The sequence below is a fragment of the Paenibacillus sp. GCM10027627 genome, from assembly GCF_042675505.1.
Classification (GTDB): domain Bacteria; phylum Bacillota; class Bacilli; order Paenibacillales; family Paenibacillaceae; genus Pristimantibacillus.
In genome coordinates this window covers 354,467-374,527 of record NZ_JBHTHB010000001.1, presented here as the reverse complement: position 1 = coordinate 374,527, position 20,061 = coordinate 354,467, and the positions used below count along the sequence as shown (strand labels likewise).

The window sequence follows — 20,061 nt, the reverse complement described above, 5'->3', positions numbered from 1 at the left end:
TTTCAGCATATAATTAGAAAAGGAGCAAGTCAATGCGTATAAATTGACCGAAAAATGTGACTTTCCCCCTCTACTTTAAATAGATAAAGTGCTATAATAGTACATTATGATTTGAAAAGGCTACCAGTGAAGGAGGCGTCAGACCGATATGTCCGCAAACATCTCTATTTTCGATACGACGCTGCGGGACGGTACGCAAGGAGAAGGAATCAGCCTGTCCGCAGACGATAAACTGAAAATCGCTCAAAAGCTGGATGCCTTGGGCGTTCATTATATTGAGGGCGGCAATCCTGGCAGCAACAGCAAGGACATCGAGTTTTTTCAGCGCGTCCAAACGTTGAAGCTGAATGCGCGCATTACCGCGTTTGGCAGCACTCGCCGCAAACACTCCCTTGCGGAGCAAGACGTCAGCTTGCTGCGGATCGTGGAGTCCGGCGTTCCAGCCGCTACGCTTGTCGGCAAAGCTTGGGATTTCCATGTCCATACGGCGCTCGGAACGACACTAGAAGAAAACTTGTCGATGATTTACGACTCCTTTGCTTTTTTGAAACGGAACGGGCTTGAAACGATGTACGATGCGGAACACTTTTTCGACGGCTTCAAGCATAACCCGGAATATGCGCTGGCCGCACTCCGCAAAGCACAAGATGCTGGAGCGGACTGGCTCGTTCTTTGCGACACGAACGGCGGTACGCTTCCTCATGAGATTCATGATATCGTTACGCGTGTAAGATCGGAGCTTACTACACCGATCGGTATTCACACCCATAACGATTGCGAGCTTGCTGTCGCAAACTCCCTTGCAGCCATCGGGGCGGGGGCGCGCCAGGTACAGGGAACGATTAATGGATATGGAGAGCGCTGCGGCAACGCCAACCTTTGTTCGATCATTCCAAACTTGCAGATCAAAATGGGCTATTCCTGCCTGCCGGAAGAGAAGCTGCGCACTTTGACGAGCACAGCGCGTTATGTGAGCGAAATCGCAAACGTGCATATGCCGGTCGGTCAAGCTTATGTCGGCAATGCGGCATTTGCCCACAAAGGCGGAATCCACGTTTCGGCCATTATGAAGGATTCCAAAACGTACGAGCACATCCAGCCTGATCTGGTGGGCAACAAACAGCGGATTTTGGTATCGGAGCTAGCAGGTCAAAGCAATATTATATCTAAAGCCGCTCAGCTTGGCCTCGACGTTAATGCCAACAACGAAAAAACGAAACAAATTATGGATCAAATCAAGGATCTTGAGCATCAAGGCTATCAATTTGAAGGCGCTGACGCTTCGTTGGAACTGCTGCTTCGCCAAGCCTTCACCGATTTAAAGGAAGTTTTTACCGTCGAGTCGTTCAAAATGCATGTTGAAAAAACGAATGGCGTCATGGTGTCCGAAGCCATTGTCAAAATCAACGTGGACGGACAGCAGGTCTATACCGCCGCTGAAGGCAACGGCCCAGTCAACGCGCTCGACAATGCACTGCGCAAAGCTCTTGTTCAATTTTATCCGAAAATTGAGCAGTTCCATTTGTCCGACTACAAAGTCCGCGTCATCGATGAAAAAGATGCGACCGCTGCAAAGGTACGCGTCCTTGTGGAGTCGACCGATCTTGAAAATACGTGGAGCACGGTAGGCGTATCCAGCAACGTCATAGAAGCGAGCTGGGAAGCTCTTCTGGCAAGCGTACGTTACGCCTTGTTAGGGATGGACAAAGTGAAATCCCATTCTTCTGGCGCGGAAACAACCGAACGGCTCGGTCTCGTCAATCAATAAACAGGAAAAGCTGATGCTTGCGGAATGAATATTCCTTGCAAGCATCAGCTTTTTTGTGCTACAAATATTTAGTAATGAGCCGCTCCCATTCCTCGTACGGAATGACTCCGTTGATCCTTTCGCGAATAACCCCATTGGAATCGATCAAAAAACTCGTCGGAAACGTATTGACCTTATACTGTTTGGTAACGTCGCCGGGCCGATCCATTAAAATCGGAAACGTAAAGCCCTGTTCCTCTACAAATTGCCTCGCAGAGCGTTCCTTATCGTATTGAGTCGAGTTTACGCCGTACAACACCATTTGATCCCCATATTTTTCGTGAAGCTTCTGCAAATCGGGCGCTTCGAGCTCGCATGGACCACACCAGGAGGCCCAGAAGTTCACAAAAATAAGCTTTTCGCTTTTGCCGCCTACCGCATACTTTTTCTCATCCAAACCGGGCAGCTCAAAGCTTGCCGCAGCAAAGCCGGCCTTCGGCTTAAAGTCGCCAGAAGCTGCAGTTTCCTCCGTGTCACCTTTTACATATTGATAAACGGCCAAACCGGCAAATAAAAAAGCGACTACAAAAAAACCGACCCATTTATTCATGTGTTCCTTACCATCCTTCACCCGTAATCCTTTAATAATCAGTTTCATCGTAACATGCCGCTATATGGAAGCTCAATACAACGGGCACTTTAGCCATAAAACCGTCACGACTCTCGTTCACATCGCAGCTGAAGCGGTCGATTTTTTATCATTTTACAACATGGCTATCGTTATTTTCGGTATTAACAGCTTTATTCATACCTTAGGCGCTCGTTCATCTCTCGTGGCTGATATCAGCATTGATTACACTTCTAACTGCTGTATACTAAAATAAAATGGAACATGCTCAGGAGAACGATCGCCATGCCAAGTCAGCCCCAGCAAGCCGTTGCGATTAGCAAAGACGCTTACCGCAGTTTAATTGACTACTGTCTGAACGAACGACCGTTTGAAGCTTGCGGCTTGCTCGCCTGCAATGAAGGATCGCAAACGATTGATTTTGTTAGGCCGATTCGCAATACGCATAAAGAACCGCTCGATTCTTTTTCATTCGATCCGGAGGACTGGACCTCCGCCTTTTTTGCCATGCAAAAAAACCGACAAAGGCTTGTCGGCTTATTTCATTCCCATCCCCGGACGGAGGCAATTCCTTCTATCCGAGACAAAACGTCTTGGCCTCACGAATCCGATTTATACTACTGGATTGTATCCTTGCTTCACGAAAACGAACCACAGGTGGGAGTTTATTGCTTTCAAAACAATACTTTCGAGAGGCTCACGTTAATGCTTGCTTAAATATGCGTACAAATCGCCCAGCGTCACAATATTGCGCTCGGAAATCCGCTGCAAATAGTTTTGCCATAGCCGTGCCGTCATAAGAGCGTCCTGCAGTGCATGATGCCTTTCTGTAATTGGAATGCCGCTGCTCTCCAAAAGATCGTCAAGCTGATAGCTCTCCCTTGCAGGCTCCAGCCATTTGGCAACCATCATCGTATCCAGCACCCGATGGTTCAGACGCACTTTGGAAGTACGCCATAAAGCCGCATTTAAAAACTGCTTGTCGTGCCCGGCCCCATGAGCAATCAATAAACGACGTCCGATAAAGGCCATAAAATCATGCAGCACTTCCATTAAGTCAGGGGCGCTTCGCGCCATTTCGTTCGTGATGCCGGTAAGCTCGACAATCGCTTTTGGAATGAGTCGTTTGGGGTTGACCAAACGATAAAACGTCTCTTTTTCCAACAATTCACCGCTGCGAACGACAACGGCTCCAAAAGAAATAATTTCGTCGCCCCCGGCGGAATGAAAACCGGTTGTTTCCAAATCAAATACAACAATGTCAAGCTCTCTCAGCGGTGTATCCAGCAAGGATTGCTTGCGCTGCTCGCGGTTAGCATTCCTTATAAAAGCCATTTGCTGCGCATTTGGCGATCCTAAAAAGGAAGCAATAGCAGGGGTGACCCCTCCCATTTTGTAAAGGTTCCACATGCGTCCAACGCCTCTTTGCTCTTTCACGTTTTCCCACCGCCTTCTTGCCGCGCTTACATAAGCCTTCCCACCAATAGTTTAGATACGAAATACGGACCGCTGAAGCCTCTTTCCTTGCCTCAAGCTGCTTTTTAACTCGTCCGCCATTTCTTTTGTCAGCTTGCTGCCGGGCAGCTTTCCGTTATTTCCATAAACATTGTCCGTCATATGCTCTGTCGTCATAAGCCTTAATCTCAATATAAACCGGAAAGCCTGCTCGTACGATTTGCCTTCTTCTTCCGTCAGCTTACCGATCTCTACCAGCTTCCTAAGTCTTCCTAGCGTGGAGGTCGTTCTAATATTGGAATGGATCGCCATCAATCGGATCGAATTGACCATTGGAATATAGGCTCCGTATTTAATATCCAGACTTCCCGCATCCTGGCCGTAACGCTCCTTAAGCAGCTGGCCGAACACGCCAACCAGCACTTTGTGGCGCATCGTATTGTCCATCATTCGGCTCAAAATAACGGGATGATTCAGCGTATCGGTATAAAACATATCTTGAATAGCATCCAGCAAACCTTCGTCTCCAAAAACAGAGCGCCCGTCGGCCAAAATAAGCAAATAACGAACCGCTTCCCATGTCGGCTCCTTAAACCAGCCCTCCAGCTTCTCTCCCCATTCGGATAAGGAGTGGCACCATTCCGGGTTGCTGCTCAGGACGCTTCCTTCGCAAGGAGGATATCCGGCTTCAATTAAGTTTTGCACGATACAAGCGCTCAGCCGTAAAAAATATTGTTTGGTTTCTCCCTCCCTCCCTCGTTCAGGATCGCGATAGACAAGCCCGCTATCTTGATCGCTGGACAAGGTCTGCTCTTTCCTCCCTCCGCTTCCGAACAATAAATAAGCATAGGGCACGGGGGGACTATCCATCCCCTGCCGTGCCAATTCCATTTCTGAAAGCATAATCGCCTTGCGAATAATAGCGTCATGCGTATCGTTTATTTGCTCATTTAATGGTTCGGCCGGTTGGAGGGGAAGGAATTGTAACATATAATCATGGAATTGATCTCGTACTGAACGCAGCCCGCCGATATGATCGGCAAAACCGATCTTTTTCGTAAGCTGCGAATGCGAAGGATCGCTCATGCGCCGCCCTCTCCCTTTGATCAGCCGGATGTATGTTTGCTTAAACGCTCGTTAGCCTTGAATGCTTCCTCCTGGTTTTTTCAATTGCTCAGGATAACCATAAGCGCCATGCTCGCTCAGGTCAAGGCCGATAATTTCTTGTTCTTCCGTGACTCGGAATCCCATAGTCAGTTTAATACCGCCAAGAACGATAAAAGAAGCCACTAGTACAAACGCGCCTGCAAAAACAACGGATTCCAGCTGAACCCAAAGCTGCTTAAAGCTTCCCGTATCGATCAGACCGCCCTGCCCTACGTTCACTTTTTCAGCCAAAGCTTGCGTTGCAAAAATGCCGTTTGCCAGCGTACCCCAAATGCCGGCCATACCGTGAACAGACAATGCGTAAATCGGATCGTCGACTTTAAGCTTTTCGAACATTTTCACACTGTAGAATACAAGAACGCCCGCTACCAGACCGATGACAACCGCTGCCCAAGGATCAACAAACGCGCATGAAGCCGTAATGGCAACCAGTCCTGCCAGCGTACCGTTAAGCATAGTCGTAATGTCTGCTTTTCCAGTTACCGCCCATGAAATCAATAACGCCGCTACCCCGCCGCCGCCTGCGCCCAGCATCGTTGTGAAAGCGACGTAAGTAAAAAAGCCGTCGCCGATCGAAACGGTGGAGCCTGCGTTAAAGCCGAACCAGCCTACCCATAGAAGCAATACAGATAAAGCGGTGAATACTTGGTTATGTCCCAAAATCTCGTTGGCAGAGCCGTCTTTGTTAAATTTTCCGATACGAGGTTTAAGCAGTATGGTGGCTACGAATGCGGCTGCAGCGCCCGTAAGATGAACGACCGTAGAACCGGCAAAGTCTTGCGCTCCGTGTTCCGCGAGCCAGCCGCCGCCCCAAATCCAGTGCGCCACTACAGGGTAAATGAATGCTGTAAAAAATACGGTGAATACAACGTATGAGGAAAGCTTAGCGCGTTCTGCGAATCCGCCCCAAGCGATGGAGAGTGAAATAGCTGCAAAAGCAAATTGGAACAAGAAGTAAATGGCAGATGGATAGCTGTCGCCTTCGGCTGCTTGAGTAGCAGGGTTAAAGAAAAATTCGCCCCATCCGATGAACTTGCTTATGGCGCTATCGCCGCCGAATGTTATGCCGTATCCTATAGCCCAATACACCAACGCGGCCAGCCCTACTGTAAAAATCGTTTTTCCGGCAACATGGCCTGCATTTTTCATTCGGGTCGAGCCCGCTTCTAGAAGAATAAATCCGCCTTGCATTAATAAGACAAGAATAAAAGCAAGTGTGATCCATAATGAATTTAATCCCATGTTCAGCACCGCAACCGAAGGGTCCTCCGCAAAAGCCGCCAACGGGAATAAAATCGAGATAAAACCTAACGCAACTAATGTCTTCTTAATCAATATGACCACTCCTTGTGTTATGTTTTCTAACATTCAACGAAAGACTTATTGTCATTATAGTCAGAGAGGTCCTTTTTGACAATCATAATTTTTTGAAATTTAGAAAAAAGTCTAACATTCGGCACTTAACCTGACACGAACGTTAAGATTTTTCCAAAATTCCGATAAGCGTAACGTTTGACTGTATGGTTCCTTTCCTATTATCATAAAAATATAGAATGTAAAGGGCGGTGAAAGGATGGAGGAAATAAAATTGTTCCGCATCGGCGAATTATCCAGACTAGCTCAAGTGAGCGCACGAACGATTGATTATTACACCTCGATCGGCCTAATTGAGCCCGAAGAGCGCACGGAAAAAAATTACAGACTTTACGGTGAAGAAACTTTAGGGCGGCTGGAACGTATTGAAGAAATGAAAAAGGACAAATATACGTTAGAAGAGATCAAGGCCAGCCTCGACAACTGGAGCAAAATTTCGCCCGAACAAAAGATATCTTTAAAGCTGACGGAAATCCAGCAGCACCTGACCCAGTTGGAGCGGGAAGCGAAAGAACTTGAGCCTGTCATTAAACAATTGAAGCCGCGTCAAGCGAGCAAGCTGTACACTCAGCTTACCCCGCAAACGGCGGCTTGCATTGAAGCTCTTATGTTGCTGATTAACAAAAGTTCTCTCATGTAATATTTGTCCTGAAATAAAGGATGGAGGAATGACACCATGTTTATTCTCATCATTGCAGCTTTCATCTTAACGATCTGGGCCCAATTCCGCGTCAAAGGAACTTTCAAAAAGTGGGCTCATGTGGAAACAAGCGGCGGACTTACCGGGTATCAAGCCGCTAGACAAATGCTCGACCGCAACGGTCTTCACGATGTGCCGATCGAGCCCGTTCCTGGAGCTTTGACGGATCATTACGATCCCATTAAGCGGGTTGTAAGACTTTCGGAGCCCGTCTATTATGAAAAGTCGATATCGGCCATTTCTGTAGCTTGTCATGAGGTTGGCCATGCGATCCAACATTCCGTTTCTTATCCATTTCTGGTCGCCCGGCACCGCATATTCCCGGTCGTCAACTTCGCTTCCGGCGTCGCGCCGTTTTTATTGATTGCCGGCTTCTTGTTTAACCAATTCAATTTAATCGGGATCGGCATTATTTTCTTTTCGGTTGCCGTTGCCTTTCAGCTCATTACGCTGCCCGTTGAATTCAACGCCAGCAACAGAGCGCGCAGACTAATGATTTCAGAAGGCTTTATTAGAAAAGATGAAGAGCGCGGAGTGGCCAAAGTGCTAAACGCCGCCGCTTTGACTTATGTAGCCGCAGCACTCCTTTCTTTGCTGGAGCTGATCCGATATATTTTGATCTTCACTCAGAACAGGAATTAAATACAAAAGAGCCTTATGCTTGAGTGAAAGGACATCGGCTGGACAACCAGCACGGATTCCCTTTCAATCGCATAAGGCTCTTTTTTGACCCCGCAAAATAACTATCCTTCTTTTTCCTGAAAATACCGAAGCAAAAAGCTGTGAAACACTTTGGCCACCAGCGGCAGCTTTTCATTATTTCGATGAATAAGCCCAATCGTTCGCGTAACAGACGGCTCGCTAATCCGAACCTTGGCCGGCTGAAGCGGTCCCGTATGATGAAGCGCCATTTCCGGCAGCAGACTTACCCCCATACCGGCCGCAACCAGTCCTCTAATGGTATCGGTCTCCTCGCCCTCGAAACCGATCTTCGGCTCAAAACCGGCCGCTAGACAAGCATCCCAAACAATGGGGCGAAGGGAATACCCCTCGCTAAACAGGACAAACGTTTCATGCTCCAATTGCTTGAGCTCAATGAACTGTTCTTCCGAAAGCGGATGGCCTGGCGGAACGATGGCATACAACTCCTCCGTCAGCAGCACCTCGCCGCAAACTTGATCATGCTCTTTTGGAAATGGCGAAATAAAAGCAAGATCGATATCCCCTTTTACAAGATCGCGAATTAATGACGGATACATCCCTTGCTTAAACCGAAACTTCACATTAGGGTGAAGCTTGCGGAACGACGCCACCACTTGAGGTATTAACGAAATGCCGAGACTATGCGGGAAACCTAGCCGAATTTCACCTTTTTCCGGATCGAGAAACTCATGCATCTCAATGACCGCACGTTCCAGATCCGCCAAGATGACTTCAGCGCGCTTTAGAAAAAGAGCTCCGACAGGCGTTAATTGAAGATTTCTTCCCTTCTGCACAAAAAGTTTAACCCCAAGCTCTTCTTCAAGCTGATGAATTTGGCGGCTAACCGCCGACTGAGCGACATGCAGCTCTTCGGCCGCCTGGGTGACATGTTCTTTTCTCGCTACTCTGACGAAATAATACAGCTGCCTGAGTTCCATACGTCCCTTTATCTCTCCCGCTTCGTATTTACACACCACATATTGGACAATCGCATTTCATTGCGATTATAATTGATCACGTATCGTACAAACCATTTCAAGGAGGAAATGATATTATGGCACAAGAACGTACTGGCGTTGCCACTTTAAAGGGCAATCCTATCACATTAATCGGACCTCAGCTGAACGCTGGCGACCAAGCTCCTGACTTCACTTTGAACAAATCGCTTGTAGAAAGCGTAAGTCTCAAAGATTTCGCAGGAAAAGTAAAATTGATCAGCGTAGTTCCTTCCATCGACACAGGCGTCTGCGACGCGCAAACCCGTCGTTTCAACGAAGAAGCGGCAGCACTCGGTGAAAACGTAGTCATCCTTACCGTCAGCGTAGATACTCCGTTCGCACAATCCCGCTGGTGCGCTTCCGCAGGCATCGACAAAGTCGTCTTGCTATCCGATTATAAAAACAACAACTTCGGCGAAGCTTACGGCGTACTCATCAAAGAGCTTGCGCTTGATATGCGCTCCATCTTCGTACTAGACGCAAATGACACTGTCCAATACGTAGAGTACCTGTCCGAAATGACAGAACATCCAAACTACGAGCAAGCGATTGAGGCAGCGAAAAAATTGCTGTAAACCGCCAGAGCGGCAGCAGCAACGAAGCAGCAATAGACCGCAAACAAAGCGAGTGAAGGTCAACCTTCCTCGCTTTGTTATGTATTAGCTATTTACTTTGAAAGTCGCAAGCTTCTTATCCAGCACACGGTATATTTCAAGGATTACACGATAATTGGAACCAAGGTCTCCTAGCGAGCCGCGGGAAGCCGAATAAATATCTACCGCGGACGTTAACGGATTCACGCTAATAACGGAAACGGTAATGTCCATTGTACGGCCAGTTACCGTACGCTTCTCCAGCACAATTTCCCCTACATTCGGGACTTCATGGAGCACCTTGTAGCCCTGCATCTTCTTCAGAGTCGATGCGACTTCTTCCCAAGCCTTATCCTTTGAAAGCTTGTAGAAATGCGATTTCAGCATTGGATCCTTCGCCTTGTCGCCACTCTGTTCATGACTGCGCAGCAGCCCGATTAAGGTCCGCTTCAACAACAAGAATCTCCCCCTCTAGCGTCTATATACATTAGTTCTAATCATAACACGTTTTTACATATGAAAAAAGAGCTTTCACCGGAAACCATTACCGGCAATCGCTCTAATTGATTTTAGAAACCCGCCTATGCCGTCCGACTCACATGTTTCTGAACCCGCTCTCGCAGGTGGGTGTCCGCAGCTACGGTTTTGAGATCCCCTTTCGAGGGCGTGTCAGCCGCATAGCAATTTAGGTCTCCCGTGAAACAGCCATTGGTTCAAAACAACGAAGAGCCGTGACGAACATCGCAGGATGTATAGCTATTATAGACGGAACGGCAGTAAAAGTAAACTTTCAATCCACCTGTTATTTATTGGATAGCTTGTTATCGTTTTTTACCAGGTCTTCGCGGTCCAGCTCAGCGGCTTCCTCCGCCGCCTGCTCTTCCGATTTTCTTATTTTTTCCGCTTGCTCCTGCAGCTTTGTATAAATGATATTAAAATTCCAATAAGCTACAAAAGCAACGACGCTTCCCGTAAAAAACGGAAGCAAGAAAGTAAAGTGAGCGAAGCTGAAGTAAATAACAAGTCCGCACATGAGAGCGGTCGTAATGGACCGAATCGGCTTTCCGATCGTAATCAAAACCGCATTTTTAATTAATTGAAACGTTTTCATGTGGTAATGCACGAGCATGGAGAAATAGTTGAATACCGAAGCTCCAAGCAAAGCCAGCAACGCCAAGAAAATGTATGCGATTGCGCCTAATTGTTCACGGTATGCGATAAAATCAATGAACATTAGAATAAAGAGCAACGTATAAACAATGCCGCCAAGCAAGCTTTGTTTATAGTTTTCCTTATAACCTCGGAAAAACGTTTTGAAGAGCGGAACATCGACCTCTCCTGTCACCCATTTGCGGGCAACCGTAAACATGGCGGCAGTGGCCGGAAACAAAGTGAGCGGCGCCAAGACGGCAAAGATCAATACAGGTTCCACTAAAAATCTCAAAACACCGTGTTGGTCAATTTGCTCCTGAGTAATAGAAGGCAGATAAGCAATAAGTGTCATAAACAAAAAGGCGATAAACGGAAAGGAACAAATAATCCACAGCAAATTAATGACGGCAAGCCGCATAATCCATTCCGAAATTCGGTAAAATCCACCCATTAGTCCTTTAGGTTCCATTAGTGCTGCCTCCAAAATAAGTGATGGTCGTGCCTAGCGACATGCGGAGGTAGTCATTCGTCCGCCCAATTTCCGCCGCCTGGGCCTCCGTCTAAGCCATATAGACGAATCGGCATACGATACTGTATATTCACCCACCCAAAAATTAAAGGGGGTTGCTGTATGGGCAACGTAAACCATGGCTGCGGAGGATTTTCATCGATTGGCGCGATCCTTGTATTGTTTATCCTTTTATTCATCATTGCAAAAACGTTTTGTTTCTAATAAAACGATTGATAAACGAAAAAACCGGGGATATCCGGATGCCCGCAAGGCATCACGGACTTCCCCGGTTTTTGTTGCTGGATTAGTTGTTTACGAAATCGTCGGACGAGCTTTTTGGACGGCGTTCGCCGCCGCTGCTGCGGCCTTCACTGCTCCGGCTTTCACTGCTGCTGCGACCTTCGCCGCTGCGCTTGTATCCGCCGCCGCCATAACCGCCCGATGATCCGCCACGGCTTTCATAGCCGCCGCGTTGGCCGCCGCCACTGCGTCTGTCATCGCGTCCGCGATAACCGCCGCCACCACTGCTGCTTCCGCCGCTGCGTTGACCGCCATAACCGCCTGATCCGCTGCGATTGAAAGGACGACCGTTGGAACGAATATCCGGTCTGCGCTTTTTCGCGCGAAGCGGTTCTTCCGGTGTCAATTCGATATCGATGTTTTTCTTCTCGCCAGTTAGCAATTTCATTGCCGCTGCAACCAAATGCACGGAATCATATTGCTCAAGCAATTGAATTGCGATTGCTTTGTATTCGTTAAACTCTTCGCTTTGAACGACTTCAAGAACACGTTCTGCCGTTACGCGCTGCTTGCCTTCGATCGCTTCCGCGATGCTTGGCAGCGGCTTGCGGTTCATCCGCTGGCGCGTAATGCGCTCGATGAAGTGCAGGTGATCAATTTCGCGCGGCGTGACGAATGACCATGCCGTGCCCTCTTTGCCTGCGCGACCGGTACGGCCGATCCGGTGAACGTAGCTCTCTGGATCTTGAGGCAAGTCAAAGTTGATAACATGCGTTACGCCCGATACGTCCAAGCCGCGTGCCGCAACGTCGGTTGCCACAAGCACGTCGATGCTGCCGTCACGGAATTTGCGCATAACGCTGTCACGTTGATTTTGCGAGAGGTCGCCATGAAGGCCGTCTGCGGAATAGCCACGCTTTTGCAAAGCTTCGCTAAGCTCGTCTACCCGGCGTTTTGTACGACCAAAGATGATTGCAAGTTCAGGAGATTCCATATCAAGCAATCTGCTAAGCGCTTCGAACTTCTGACGCTCGTGAACTTCGATGTACGCCTGTTCGATGGAAGGCGCCGTCACTTGTTTCGGAATGACGGAAACATGCTCCGGATCTTTCAGGAACTGTTGAGCCAGCTTTTGAATATTGGCCGGCATTGTCGCCGAAAACAGCATCGTTTGACGCTCATCCGGTACTTGCTTCAAAATGGATTGAATGTCTTCCATGAAACCCATATCCAGCATTTCATCCGCTTCGTCAAGAACGACAGTTTGCACGTCTTCCAAACGGATGGTTTTGCGGTTGATATGGTCAAGCAAACGTCCAGGCGTTCCGATAATGATTTGCGGTTTCTTCTTGAGCGCGCGAATCTGACGACCGATCTCTTGGCCGCCGTAAATCGGCAGCGAACGAAGTCCTTTGTATCGAGTAAGCTTCCCGATCTCTTCTGCCACCTGAATAGCGAGTTCACGGGTTGGCGTCATAATTAAAGCAACGATGCGATCCTCGCTTGCCGGAATTTTGTTAATGAGCGGAATCCCGAATGCCGCCGTTTTCCCTGTACCTGTTTGGGCTTGGCCAATCAGGTCTCTTCCTGTCAAGGCCACTGGAATGGATTTGTCTTGAATCGGGGTTGACTCCTCGAATCCAAGCTCCGTAATTGCTTGCAACACTTTAGGTTCCAAGCCAAATTCAGCAAATGTTTTCAAACTTTTCTCAAACTCCTTCTATCTTCAGCCTACTTAAGAATATCCAAACCATTATAGCACAGATAACAACATGAATACCAGTTTACTGTCGAAAGCCATACTAAAACAGAAACTTGATTGATGGGGGTGATTCGTTTGAACGTATATAAGAGGCGTTATTTGCTGACTTTGCCTATGATGACACTCGGGTCGCTGCTTGTGGCAGCGGGCTTCAATTTGTTTCTTATTCCGCACCAGTTGCTTAGCGGCGGATTGTCCGGCATCTCCATGATGATCGGGTACATAACGGGCGGCAATATCGGCTGGCTCTATCTCGTTCTGAATATTCCCGTCCTTATTTGGGGCTGGTTCATCCTTGGCAAACGTTTTATTATTTGGAGCATCTACTCCGTCCTAAGCGCCACGTTGTTTTTGCAGCTCATCCCCGTTGTCGAGGTAGCGGACGATTTGCTGCTTGGAGCCGTATTCGGCGGGGTGATCATCGGTTTCGGCAGCGGGCTTGCCCTGCGCCACGGCGGCTCATCAGGCGGCTTTGACATCGTCGCCTCCATTGTGACGAGAAAGCGGGACTTGCCGATCGGCATGATCATTTTTCTGCTCAATGGCTTCGTCATCGCCATCTTGATTTTTTTTACGCAAAATTGGGAGCTGGCTCTCTATTCCCTTATCGCGATATTTTCGGCCGGAAAAGTCGTCGATCTGATCCACGTCAAACATCTAAAGGTGACCGCGTTTATCATTACTACCAAAACGGAAGACATTTTGGCCAAGCTGCTTACCCATCCTCGCGGAATTACCATTATGAAAACAAGAGGCGCCTACTCCTCAAACGAACGGGATATGCTTATGACGGTTCGCACCAAGTTTGAGCTGGCGGAGCTTTGCAAAGTCATTATCGCGATCGATCCGCACGCTTTTATCAACATTGTGGAAACGGTAGGCATCGTCGGCGATTTCAGAAAACAAGAAACGTCTTAATGCTACGCAGGAATGGAATTTGATGCCAATCGCTATGTTTTTGAAAACGATCCTGTTATAATATGTATATCCAGCATTGTTGGACACTGGCTTTTAGTTTCATGCCATAGGTTATCCCCTGCAGCTTTCTAGTTTACGACAATTAGGATGAAAGGGTGAGGCTAAGATGGATATGGAAACGGTCAAATTGTCACAGATTGTGGAAAAGCTTGCCCCAGAGCTCAGTCCTTTTCTCACCTCACGCGAGTTGGAGCTCAGTATCGTATTAAGAGACGGACTCGCTTTATTGGAGCCGGCCGATGCGATGGAGATTGTACAGCACAGCATTTGCAACGGGCAAAAACAGACTTTGCTACAATAATGAATATTTACGAATTTAGCGTTTTTCCTAGCGCCAGTCGACTTCGGTTCGGCTGGCTTTTTGTTTTGCCCGACAAAAAAAAGATGACCCGGACAAGTCCTCTACGATATAATTTGATCAGATTAGCCTGCGAGGAGAGAGCCTATGGACATTATTATTTCTACCTTCCTGTTATTGTACAACCTGTTGACGGGTTCCGGCGAGGACAGCGATACCGCCAAAAAGCTCGCCGTAGCTTACTTAAACGCAGCAGCCGGCGAAACCGTTATACAGCCGGACTCTCCTCTTATAGCTGGCGAACCGTTAGATGAGGAACAAATCGCGGAAGCCGCCAAAAAAAAGGACCCGCAGCCGGAAGCTCCACAGGTGAAGGGCATATATGTCACCGCCCATAGCGCAGGGGGCGCCCGAATGGATTCCCTTCTTAAACTGGTGGACGAAACCGATCTGAACAGTATGGTTATTGACATTAAAGACGACAACGGCTACATCACGTACCCAACCACCACTCCAGAACTTTTGGAAATCGGCACCGCCAAAAAATTTATCGGCAACATAGAAGAGCTGATGACCAAGCTGAAGCAACATGATATTTATCCGATTGCCCGAATTGTCGTCTTTAAAGATACAGTCCTTGCCGTCAAAAAGCCGGAGCTTTCATTTCTTCAGCCCGACGGCACGATATGGAAGAACAACCGCGGAGAAAGCTTCGTCAACCCTTATCGGCAAGAAGTATGGGACTACAATATCGCCCTGGCCAAAGAAGCGGCAAAACTTGGTTTCAAAGAAATCCAGTTCGACTATGTGCGATTCCCGGAAGGGTTTGAAAACCGGGCTGATACTTTAACCTTCAATAAAACGGATGCCTCAAGGGTCGACGCGGTCGCTGGATTCGTCAAATATGCACGAGAAAAGCTGGAGCCGCTAGGCGTGCGCGTTTCCATCGATATTTTCGGATATGCGGCCTCCGTGCCTGCAGCTGAAGGAATCGGTCAAGATTTCGTCAAAATATCAAATGACGTACACGTCATTTCTCCGATGATTTATCCGAGCCATTACAGTACGGGCTGGTTCAAGCAGAAAGCTCCCGATTTAAGTCCTTACGAAACCATCAAAGGCGCGATGGACGATACGCTCGACAAGTTAAAAAATACAGGAGAGCTTAAGCCGATCATTCGCCCATGGATTCAAGATTTTACAGCAAGCTGGCTCGGCAAAGGGAATTATATGAAGTACGGAAAAGAGGAAGTTGAAGCGCAAATCAAAGCGCTAAACGATTCGGGAGTGGATGAATACCTGCTCTGGAATGCGGGCAATAAATATACCTCTGGCGTAGACTACAAATAAAAAACTGGCGGATAGCACGATCCGCCAGTTTTTATTATGTCATTTTCGGTAAGGTCAGCTCTATCGTCCTTATTGAGACAATCGAAGCGCCAGTTCGTACATTCCCATATCAAACGGCTTTTTCGTATGAACTACGGTATCGATATCGGTAGTGACAAGTTCTCCGCGAATAACACCGCATGACTTGCCGGAATTGCCTTCTATCAGCTGTCTCACTGCAAAGTCGCCTAAGCGGCTGGCCAAAATGCGGTCCGCTGCAGTTGGCGTGCCTCCGCGCTGAATATGGCCTAGCACCGTCACTCTTGCTTCGATGCCGCTCAGCTCCGTTATTTTTTGCGAAACCTCTTCGCCTTTTGCCGCGCCTTCCGCAACAACGATGATACTGTGTCTTTTGCCATTGGCAAAATTTGTTTTCATACGCTCGGCCACTTCTGCTAGGTCAAACGGCACTTCCGGCACCAAAATCGTTTCTGCGCCGCTCGCAAGCCCCGCGTACAAAGCGATATCGCCGCAATGACGGCCCATAACCTCAACGATTGAGGAACGCTCATGGGAAGACATCGTGTCGCGAATTTTATTGATGGCATCCACTACGATGCTGACGGCTGTATCGAAACCGATTGTGGCATCCGTAAATGGAATATCGTTATCGATCGTACCTGGCAGACCCATCGTTTTGATGCCTAGTTTGCTAAGTTTATTGGCGCCTTGATAAGAACCGTCGCCTCCAATGACAACCAAGCCGTCAATACCGCGGGCGCGCAGGATGTCGGCTCCGCGCTGCTGGCCTTCCGGCGTCAAAAACTCTTTACAACGAGCCGTTTGCAAAATCGTTCCGCCACGCTGAATAATGTCGCCTACACTACGCAAGTCCATCGGACGCAAATCGTCATTAAGGAGCCCCTGATAGCCTCTTTGCACTCCGTATACGTCAAGTCCATGGAACAAGCCGCTTCTTACGACCGCGCGCACGGCGGCGTTCATACCTTGCGAGTCTCCCCCGCTTGTCAATACTGCTATCGATTTTACTGCTGACATCGTCAATTCCTCCACACTGTTGGTAATAGTTAGTCCAATTTTGTCCTTTAAGCTTAAGCCTGTTGCCTCCGAATCCAATGGCTGTTCACCAGAAAAAAGATACGGGTCAGCGGACTGTTTTTCATCAGCTGCTTCGATACTGCTTTCACTTCGGTTTGGTTCCGCACTTTGGGATCGGATAAATAAAGAGCAAGCAGCCCTTCAATAATTAATTGATGGAAACCGGATCCCGGGAGATGCTTTACGTCCTCCCTAGCGCGGTTTACAATGAGGCCGATCCGCTCGACGAGCAAGCTTTTGTTTTCATAGTAGTTGCAAAAATTCAAGTCGCCGCCGACATCGTCCTCTTCTTGATCAATCAAATAATCGAGCATAATATGCAGACCGCATACATGCGGGAAATAAATATGGCGAATGCTCTCCGCGTCCCTTTCGGACAAGTTCTGTTCGCTTGCGGCTAAAAAGAGCATAAACATACCCAAAGTGGAACCCGTTGCCGCGGCAAATTCATTCCAATGCAATTGGGGATACTTTTCTTTATGGCTCTCCCACCAAGCGAGCAGCTGCGGCTCTCTCAAATCTTTGCGGATATGCTTGTACACTTGCAAATCTCCGTATAAGCCTACAAGTTCTACAACATGCTTTTGTACGCTTTTGTACGACGGCAGTTTGGCTACCTGAGTCTGGCAAGTTTTGACGAGATGATGGAGATATCCCCCGTCGTCCCGCTCCGTGCGCAACCTATAATAATCCTGAAGGCTAGCCTCAGGGTTGACGGCATCCAGCATAGATTGATGAAGCAGCCGAAAATCATCGGGATCAAGAGAAGTGCTGCGATCGCATAAATTATCCAAATAATCACTTATCGTTTGCAGAGCAACAATTAGCGGGATAAGCACATGGCGATAGTCCAAATTCGCCGCAGCGTATACGCCACCGCCTTGGCAGTGAAATTTTTTATCATTCATGCTGCTGATCGCCTGCAATCGAAGCTCCGGATCAGGGATGTTCCCTGCAATCGTTCTAAGTTTATTCAGCTCAGCCTCAACATCCGGCAAAACATATTTATACACGCGATGCATTAGCTTTATGGGACCTTTGGGCATGCTTCTGCCCGATAAAGTCGTTAGTCTCACGTCGCACCCCTCTCGCGAAAATCAAGTTATGAATGCCGGCGCGATTCCAGTTCTTGATTCATCCGGTACCAGATTTGCAATTCATTGATTCGGCTCGCGTATTCCGCAATTTCGTACGTTAACAGACAGGAGCGCTCGAAATTGTCTTCTTCGTTCAAGTCGCTTTGTTTGATATTGATCGTCTGCTCCAATTTCATAATTACGTCAGGAATTCCGCCGCGGATCATTTCCCATCTCTCAAGGATAAGGGATTGTTCTTCAAAACCATATGTATCCCACTCCAGCTTCAAAGAAGGAAGATGAATGCCCAGCCTTTCGCTCCAAACAAAATGGTAATCCGCCATCGTAAACCTCCACTGTTAAATGTACCATTTCGTTAGGCAATAATCCAGCCACAAATCGGAATCGCAGCGTGATATACTATTTAACATCGATTCAAAAACAGAAAGATGGAGTGAAGCGGCAGCTATGAATGAAATCGAATCCACAAAAGGTAAATTATCCTCCACGGCGAAGCAAGAAACGCTTACTCTAAGGGCGTTCAACTTTTCGACTTTTTCAACCCAAGCTTTAATTATATCGTTTATTCCACTGTATTTTATGAGTCAGGGCTTTACCGAGAGCCAGATCGGCATCCTGTATTCGTCAGGACTGTTTGTTTCGATTTTCGCCAATATCATTACCGGAATTGCCAGTGACAAATATCGGACGCTTCGAAAAATTTTGATCGTCCTCCTGTTCGGTCAGCTCGTCATGTTATCCCTGCTCGTTCCTGCCGAAAGCTTCATGATGGTATGCGTCGTCATGACCGCTTTTTATTTTTTCCAAACGCCAATCATTCCGCTTAGCGACAGTCTGCTATTGCTCTCCAGCCAATATACGGGCACTCCCTATGCGCTGATTCGAATATTCGGCTCGCTCGGTTTTGCCATAAGCGCCTATGGTTTTGGACTGCTGCTGAAAGAAATCGGCTCGGAGTGGACCCTCTATGTTGCAATAGGAACAGTGGCCGTATCGCTTGTCCTTAGTTTTCTGATTAAAGATTATCAAGGAAACACTCGAAAAATCGAGTTTTCCGGGTTTTTCAAGCTGTTGCGGGAAAAGCATGTTATGCTGTTTTTTTTCCTCATCCTGCTCGTCTCCACCGCACACCGGATGTATGAAAGCTTCCTGGCCGTCACTATGCGTCAACTGGGTGCAAGCGATTCGCTGATCGGCCTTGCGCTTCTTGTGTCGGCGGTGAGCGAAATTCCGATTTTGTTCCTGCTAGGCAAATATGGCCATAAGCTCAAGGAGCTGCCGCTACTCGTCTTCGCCTCCTTAATGTACGGGCTCCGATTATGGCTGCTCAGCAAAATCACCGACCCTGCGTGGATCGTCGCCACACAAGCGATGCACAGCGTTTCGTTTGGCATTTATTTTTCAACCGCTCTCCGCTACATATCTGGGCTGATTCCCGATGAATACCGTGCATCCGGACAAGCGGTATACACCATTATTTGGACCGGCGTCGCGGGCATCATTAGCGGCGTGCTCGGCGGAATCGTTTACGAGCAATTTGGCCGTGTCGTCTTCTATTATGTTGCAACTGGCATTGCAGGCGCTGCCGCTGCTGGGTTTTTGCTCTATTTCTACAGCCGCTACAGCAAGTAGCGGCTGCTGCTTGGGTCCTCGGCTCCGCTGGGAGCCGGAGGGATGGATTTAAAGCAGCCGTCTCCTGTGCGGTGCCTTTGAACAAAATTAGTTGTTTTAAACAGAGCTAGACGTCGCAATTGGTGCCCCTAAGACCATTTAGTGGTTTTTGGCACAACTAGACTACGCGTTTGGCGCCTCTGAGACCATTTAGTGGTTTTTGGCACAACTAAACGGCGTTGGTGGCGCCTCGGAGACCATTTAGTGGTTTTTGGCACAACTAAACGGCGTCGGTGGCGCCTCTGAGACCATTTAGTTGTTTTTGGTACAACTAAACGGCGTCGGTGGCGCCTCTGAGACCATTTAGTGGTTTTTGGTACAACTAAACGGCGTCGGTGGTGCCTCTGAGACCATTTAGTGGTTTTTGGCACAACTAAACGGCGTTGGTGGCGCCTCGGAGACCATTTAGTGGTTTTTGGCACAACTAAACGGCGTCGGTGGCGCCTCTGAGACCATTTAGTGGTTTTTGGCACAACTAAACGGCGTCGGTGGTGCCTCTGAGACCATTTAGTGGTTTTTGGTACAACTAAACGGCGTCGG

21 protein-coding genes and 1 other RNA gene are annotated in these 20,061 nt (G+C 48.1%); 10 read left to right on the top strand and 12 right to left on the bottom strand.

What is annotated here, in order from left to right; genetic code table 11:
* The first annotated feature begins 148 nt into the window (after positions 1 to 148).
* Positions 149 to 1,768 (top strand): citramalate synthase, encoded by a 1,620-nt coding sequence (gene cimA, locus ACFQZE_RS01615; RefSeq protein ID WP_379352964.1) that lies wholly within the window; start codon positions 149 to 151, stop codon positions 1,766 to 1,768.
* A 58-nt stretch (positions 1,769 to 1,826) separates the two neighbouring features.
* On the opposite strand, the gene ACFQZE_RS01610 is transcribed toward cimA, so the two are convergent.
* Entirely contained in the window at positions 1,827 to 2,357 is a 531-nt protein-coding gene (locus ACFQZE_RS01610) for a TlpA family protein disulfide reductase (RefSeq protein ID WP_379352962.1), read from the bottom strand.
* A gap of 303 nt (positions 2,358 to 2,660) precedes the next feature.
* Between ACFQZE_RS01610 and ACFQZE_RS01605 the strand changes: the two genes are divergently transcribed.
* Positions 2,661 to 3,092 carry a M67 family metallopeptidase gene (locus ACFQZE_RS01605; protein ID WP_379352960.1) on the top strand — a complete coding sequence of 144 codons (432 nt, stop codon included), beginning with the start codon at positions 2,661 to 2,663 and terminating at the stop codon, positions 3,090 to 3,092.
* On the opposite strand, the gene ACFQZE_RS01600 is transcribed toward ACFQZE_RS01605, so the two are convergent.
* From ACFQZE_RS01600 to ACFQZE_RS01590, 3 genes are read right to left on the bottom strand one after another with little or no spacing between them, the layout of a single operon-like run.
* On the bottom strand, positions 3,078 to 3,812 hold the full coding sequence (locus ACFQZE_RS01600) for an exonuclease domain-containing protein (protein ID WP_379352958.1): 735 nt from the start codon (positions 3,810 to 3,812) through the stop codon (positions 3,078 to 3,080). The two genes, ACFQZE_RS01605 and ACFQZE_RS01600, sit on opposite strands and share 15 nt — an antisense overlap.
* 51 nt (positions 3,813 to 3,863) lie before the next feature.
* Complete coding sequence (locus tag ACFQZE_RS01595) at positions 3,864 to 4,916, bottom strand: DUF294 nucleotidyltransferase-like domain-containing protein (protein ID WP_379352956.1); 1,053 nt, start codon at positions 4,914 to 4,916, stop codon at positions 3,864 to 3,866.
* Between the two features lie 51 nt (positions 4,917 to 4,967).
* Complete coding sequence (locus ACFQZE_RS01590) at positions 4,968 to 6,332, bottom strand: ammonium transporter (RefSeq protein ID WP_379352954.1); 1,365 nt, start codon at positions 6,330 to 6,332, stop codon at positions 4,968 to 4,970.
* A gap of 238 nt (positions 6,333 to 6,570) precedes the next feature.
* Here ACFQZE_RS01590 and ACFQZE_RS01585 point away from each other — a divergent pair, with 238 nt between their 5' ends.
* The gene (locus ACFQZE_RS01585; RefSeq protein WP_379352952.1) at positions 6,571 to 7,011 is read left to right on the top strand and encodes a MerR family transcriptional regulator; all 441 of its coding nucleotides are present in this window, start codon (positions 6,571 to 6,573) and stop codon (positions 7,009 to 7,011) included.
* Between the two features lie 36 nt (positions 7,012 to 7,047).
* A complete protein-coding gene (locus tag ACFQZE_RS01580; protein ID WP_379352950.1) occupies positions 7,048 to 7,713 on the top strand; it encodes a zinc metallopeptidase in 666 nt (221 codons plus the stop codon).
* Positions 7,714 to 7,814: 101 nt separating this feature from the next.
* Here the strand turns inward: ACFQZE_RS01580 and gltC are convergent, their stop codons facing one another.
* The gene (gltC, locus tag ACFQZE_RS01575) at positions 7,815 to 8,711 is read right to left on the bottom strand and encodes a glutamate biosynthesis transcriptional regulator GltC (protein WP_379352948.1); all 897 of its coding nucleotides are present in this window, start codon (positions 8,709 to 8,711) and stop codon (positions 7,815 to 7,817) included.
* A 116-nt stretch (positions 8,712 to 8,827) separates the two neighbouring features.
* Here gltC and tpx point away from each other — a divergent pair, with 116 nt between their 5' ends.
* Entirely contained in the window at positions 8,828 to 9,346 is a 519-nt protein-coding gene (gene tpx / locus ACFQZE_RS01570; RefSeq protein WP_379352946.1) for a thiol peroxidase, read from the top strand.
* A gap of 84 nt (positions 9,347 to 9,430) precedes the next feature.
* Here the strand turns inward: tpx and ACFQZE_RS01565 are convergent, their stop codons facing one another.
* The 3 genes from ACFQZE_RS01565 to ACFQZE_RS01555 form a co-directional block, all read right to left on the bottom strand.
* Positions 9,431 to 9,820, bottom strand: coding sequence for a DUF1499 domain-containing protein (locus ACFQZE_RS01565; RefSeq protein WP_379352944.1), 390 nt, complete (start codon positions 9,818 to 9,820; stop codon positions 9,431 to 9,433).
* A 114-nt stretch (positions 9,821 to 9,934) separates the two neighbouring features.
* A non-coding RNA gene (ssrS, locus tag ACFQZE_RS01560) (6S RNA) lies at positions 9,935 to 10,117 on the bottom strand.
* Between the two features lie 49 nt (positions 10,118 to 10,166).
* Positions 10,167 to 10,985 (bottom strand): YesL family protein, encoded by an 819-nt coding sequence (locus tag ACFQZE_RS01555; RefSeq protein ID WP_379352942.1) that lies wholly within the window; start codon positions 10,983 to 10,985, stop codon positions 10,167 to 10,169.
* Positions 10,986 to 11,147: 162 nt separating this feature from the next.
* Between ACFQZE_RS01555 and ACFQZE_RS01550 the strand changes: the two genes are divergently transcribed.
* The gene (locus ACFQZE_RS01550) at positions 11,148 to 11,249 is read left to right on the top strand and encodes a YjcZ family sporulation protein (protein WP_379352940.1); all 102 of its coding nucleotides are present in this window, start codon (positions 11,148 to 11,150) and stop codon (positions 11,247 to 11,249) included.
* A gap of 82 nt (positions 11,250 to 11,331) precedes the next feature.
* Here ACFQZE_RS01550 and cshA read toward each other — a convergent pair whose 3' ends face one another.
* The gene (gene cshA, locus ACFQZE_RS01545; RefSeq protein ID WP_379352938.1) at positions 11,332 to 12,969 is read right to left on the bottom strand and encodes a degradosome RNA helicase CshA; all 1,638 of its coding nucleotides are present in this window, start codon (positions 12,967 to 12,969) and stop codon (positions 11,332 to 11,334) included.
* Positions 12,970 to 13,143: 174 nt separating this feature from the next.
* Here cshA and ACFQZE_RS01540 point away from each other — a divergent pair, with 174 nt between their 5' ends.
* From ACFQZE_RS01540 to ACFQZE_RS01530, 3 genes are all read left to right on the top strand, one after another.
* Entirely contained in the window at positions 13,144 to 13,947 is an 804-nt protein-coding gene (locus tag ACFQZE_RS01540) for a YitT family protein (protein ID WP_379355455.1), read from the top strand.
* A 166-nt stretch (positions 13,948 to 14,113) separates the two neighbouring features.
* Entirely contained in the window at positions 14,114 to 14,308 is a 195-nt protein-coding gene (locus tag ACFQZE_RS01535; protein WP_379352936.1) for a hypothetical protein, read from the top strand.
* Between the two features lie 144 nt (positions 14,309 to 14,452).
* Positions 14,453 to 15,655, top strand: a complete 1,203-nt coding sequence (locus ACFQZE_RS01530) for a putative glycoside hydrolase (RefSeq protein ID WP_379352934.1) — start codon at positions 14,453 to 14,455, stop codon at positions 15,653 to 15,655.
* 69 nt (positions 15,656 to 15,724) lie between these two features.
* On the opposite strand, the gene pfkA is transcribed toward ACFQZE_RS01530, so the two are convergent.
* The 3 genes from pfkA to ACFQZE_RS01515 are packed head-to-tail and all read right to left on the bottom strand — an operon-like array spanning position 15,725 to position 18,173.
* A complete protein-coding gene (gene pfkA, locus ACFQZE_RS01525) occupies positions 15,725 to 16,693 on the bottom strand; it encodes a 6-phosphofructokinase (protein ID WP_379352932.1) in 969 nt (322 codons plus the stop codon).
* A 53-nt stretch (positions 16,694 to 16,746) separates the two neighbouring features.
* Positions 16,747 to 17,799 carry a tetraprenyl-beta-curcumene synthase family protein gene (locus ACFQZE_RS01520; RefSeq protein WP_379355453.1) on the bottom strand — a complete coding sequence of 351 codons (1,053 nt, stop codon included), beginning with the start codon at positions 17,797 to 17,799 and terminating at the stop codon, positions 16,747 to 16,749.
* Positions 17,800 to 17,855: 56 nt separating this feature from the next.
* Positions 17,856 to 18,173: a hypothetical protein gene (locus tag ACFQZE_RS01515; RefSeq protein ID WP_379352930.1), complete on the bottom strand. Its 318-nt coding sequence runs from the start codon at positions 18,171 to 18,173 to the stop codon at positions 17,856 to 17,858.
* Positions 18,174 to 18,297: 124 nt separating this feature from the next.
* Between ACFQZE_RS01515 and ACFQZE_RS01510 the strand changes: the two genes are divergently transcribed.
* The gene (locus ACFQZE_RS01510) at positions 18,298 to 19,482 is read left to right on the top strand and encodes an MFS transporter (protein WP_379352927.1); all 1,185 of its coding nucleotides are present in this window, start codon (positions 18,298 to 18,300) and stop codon (positions 19,480 to 19,482) included.
* Positions 19,483 to 20,061 lie beyond the last annotated feature (579 nt).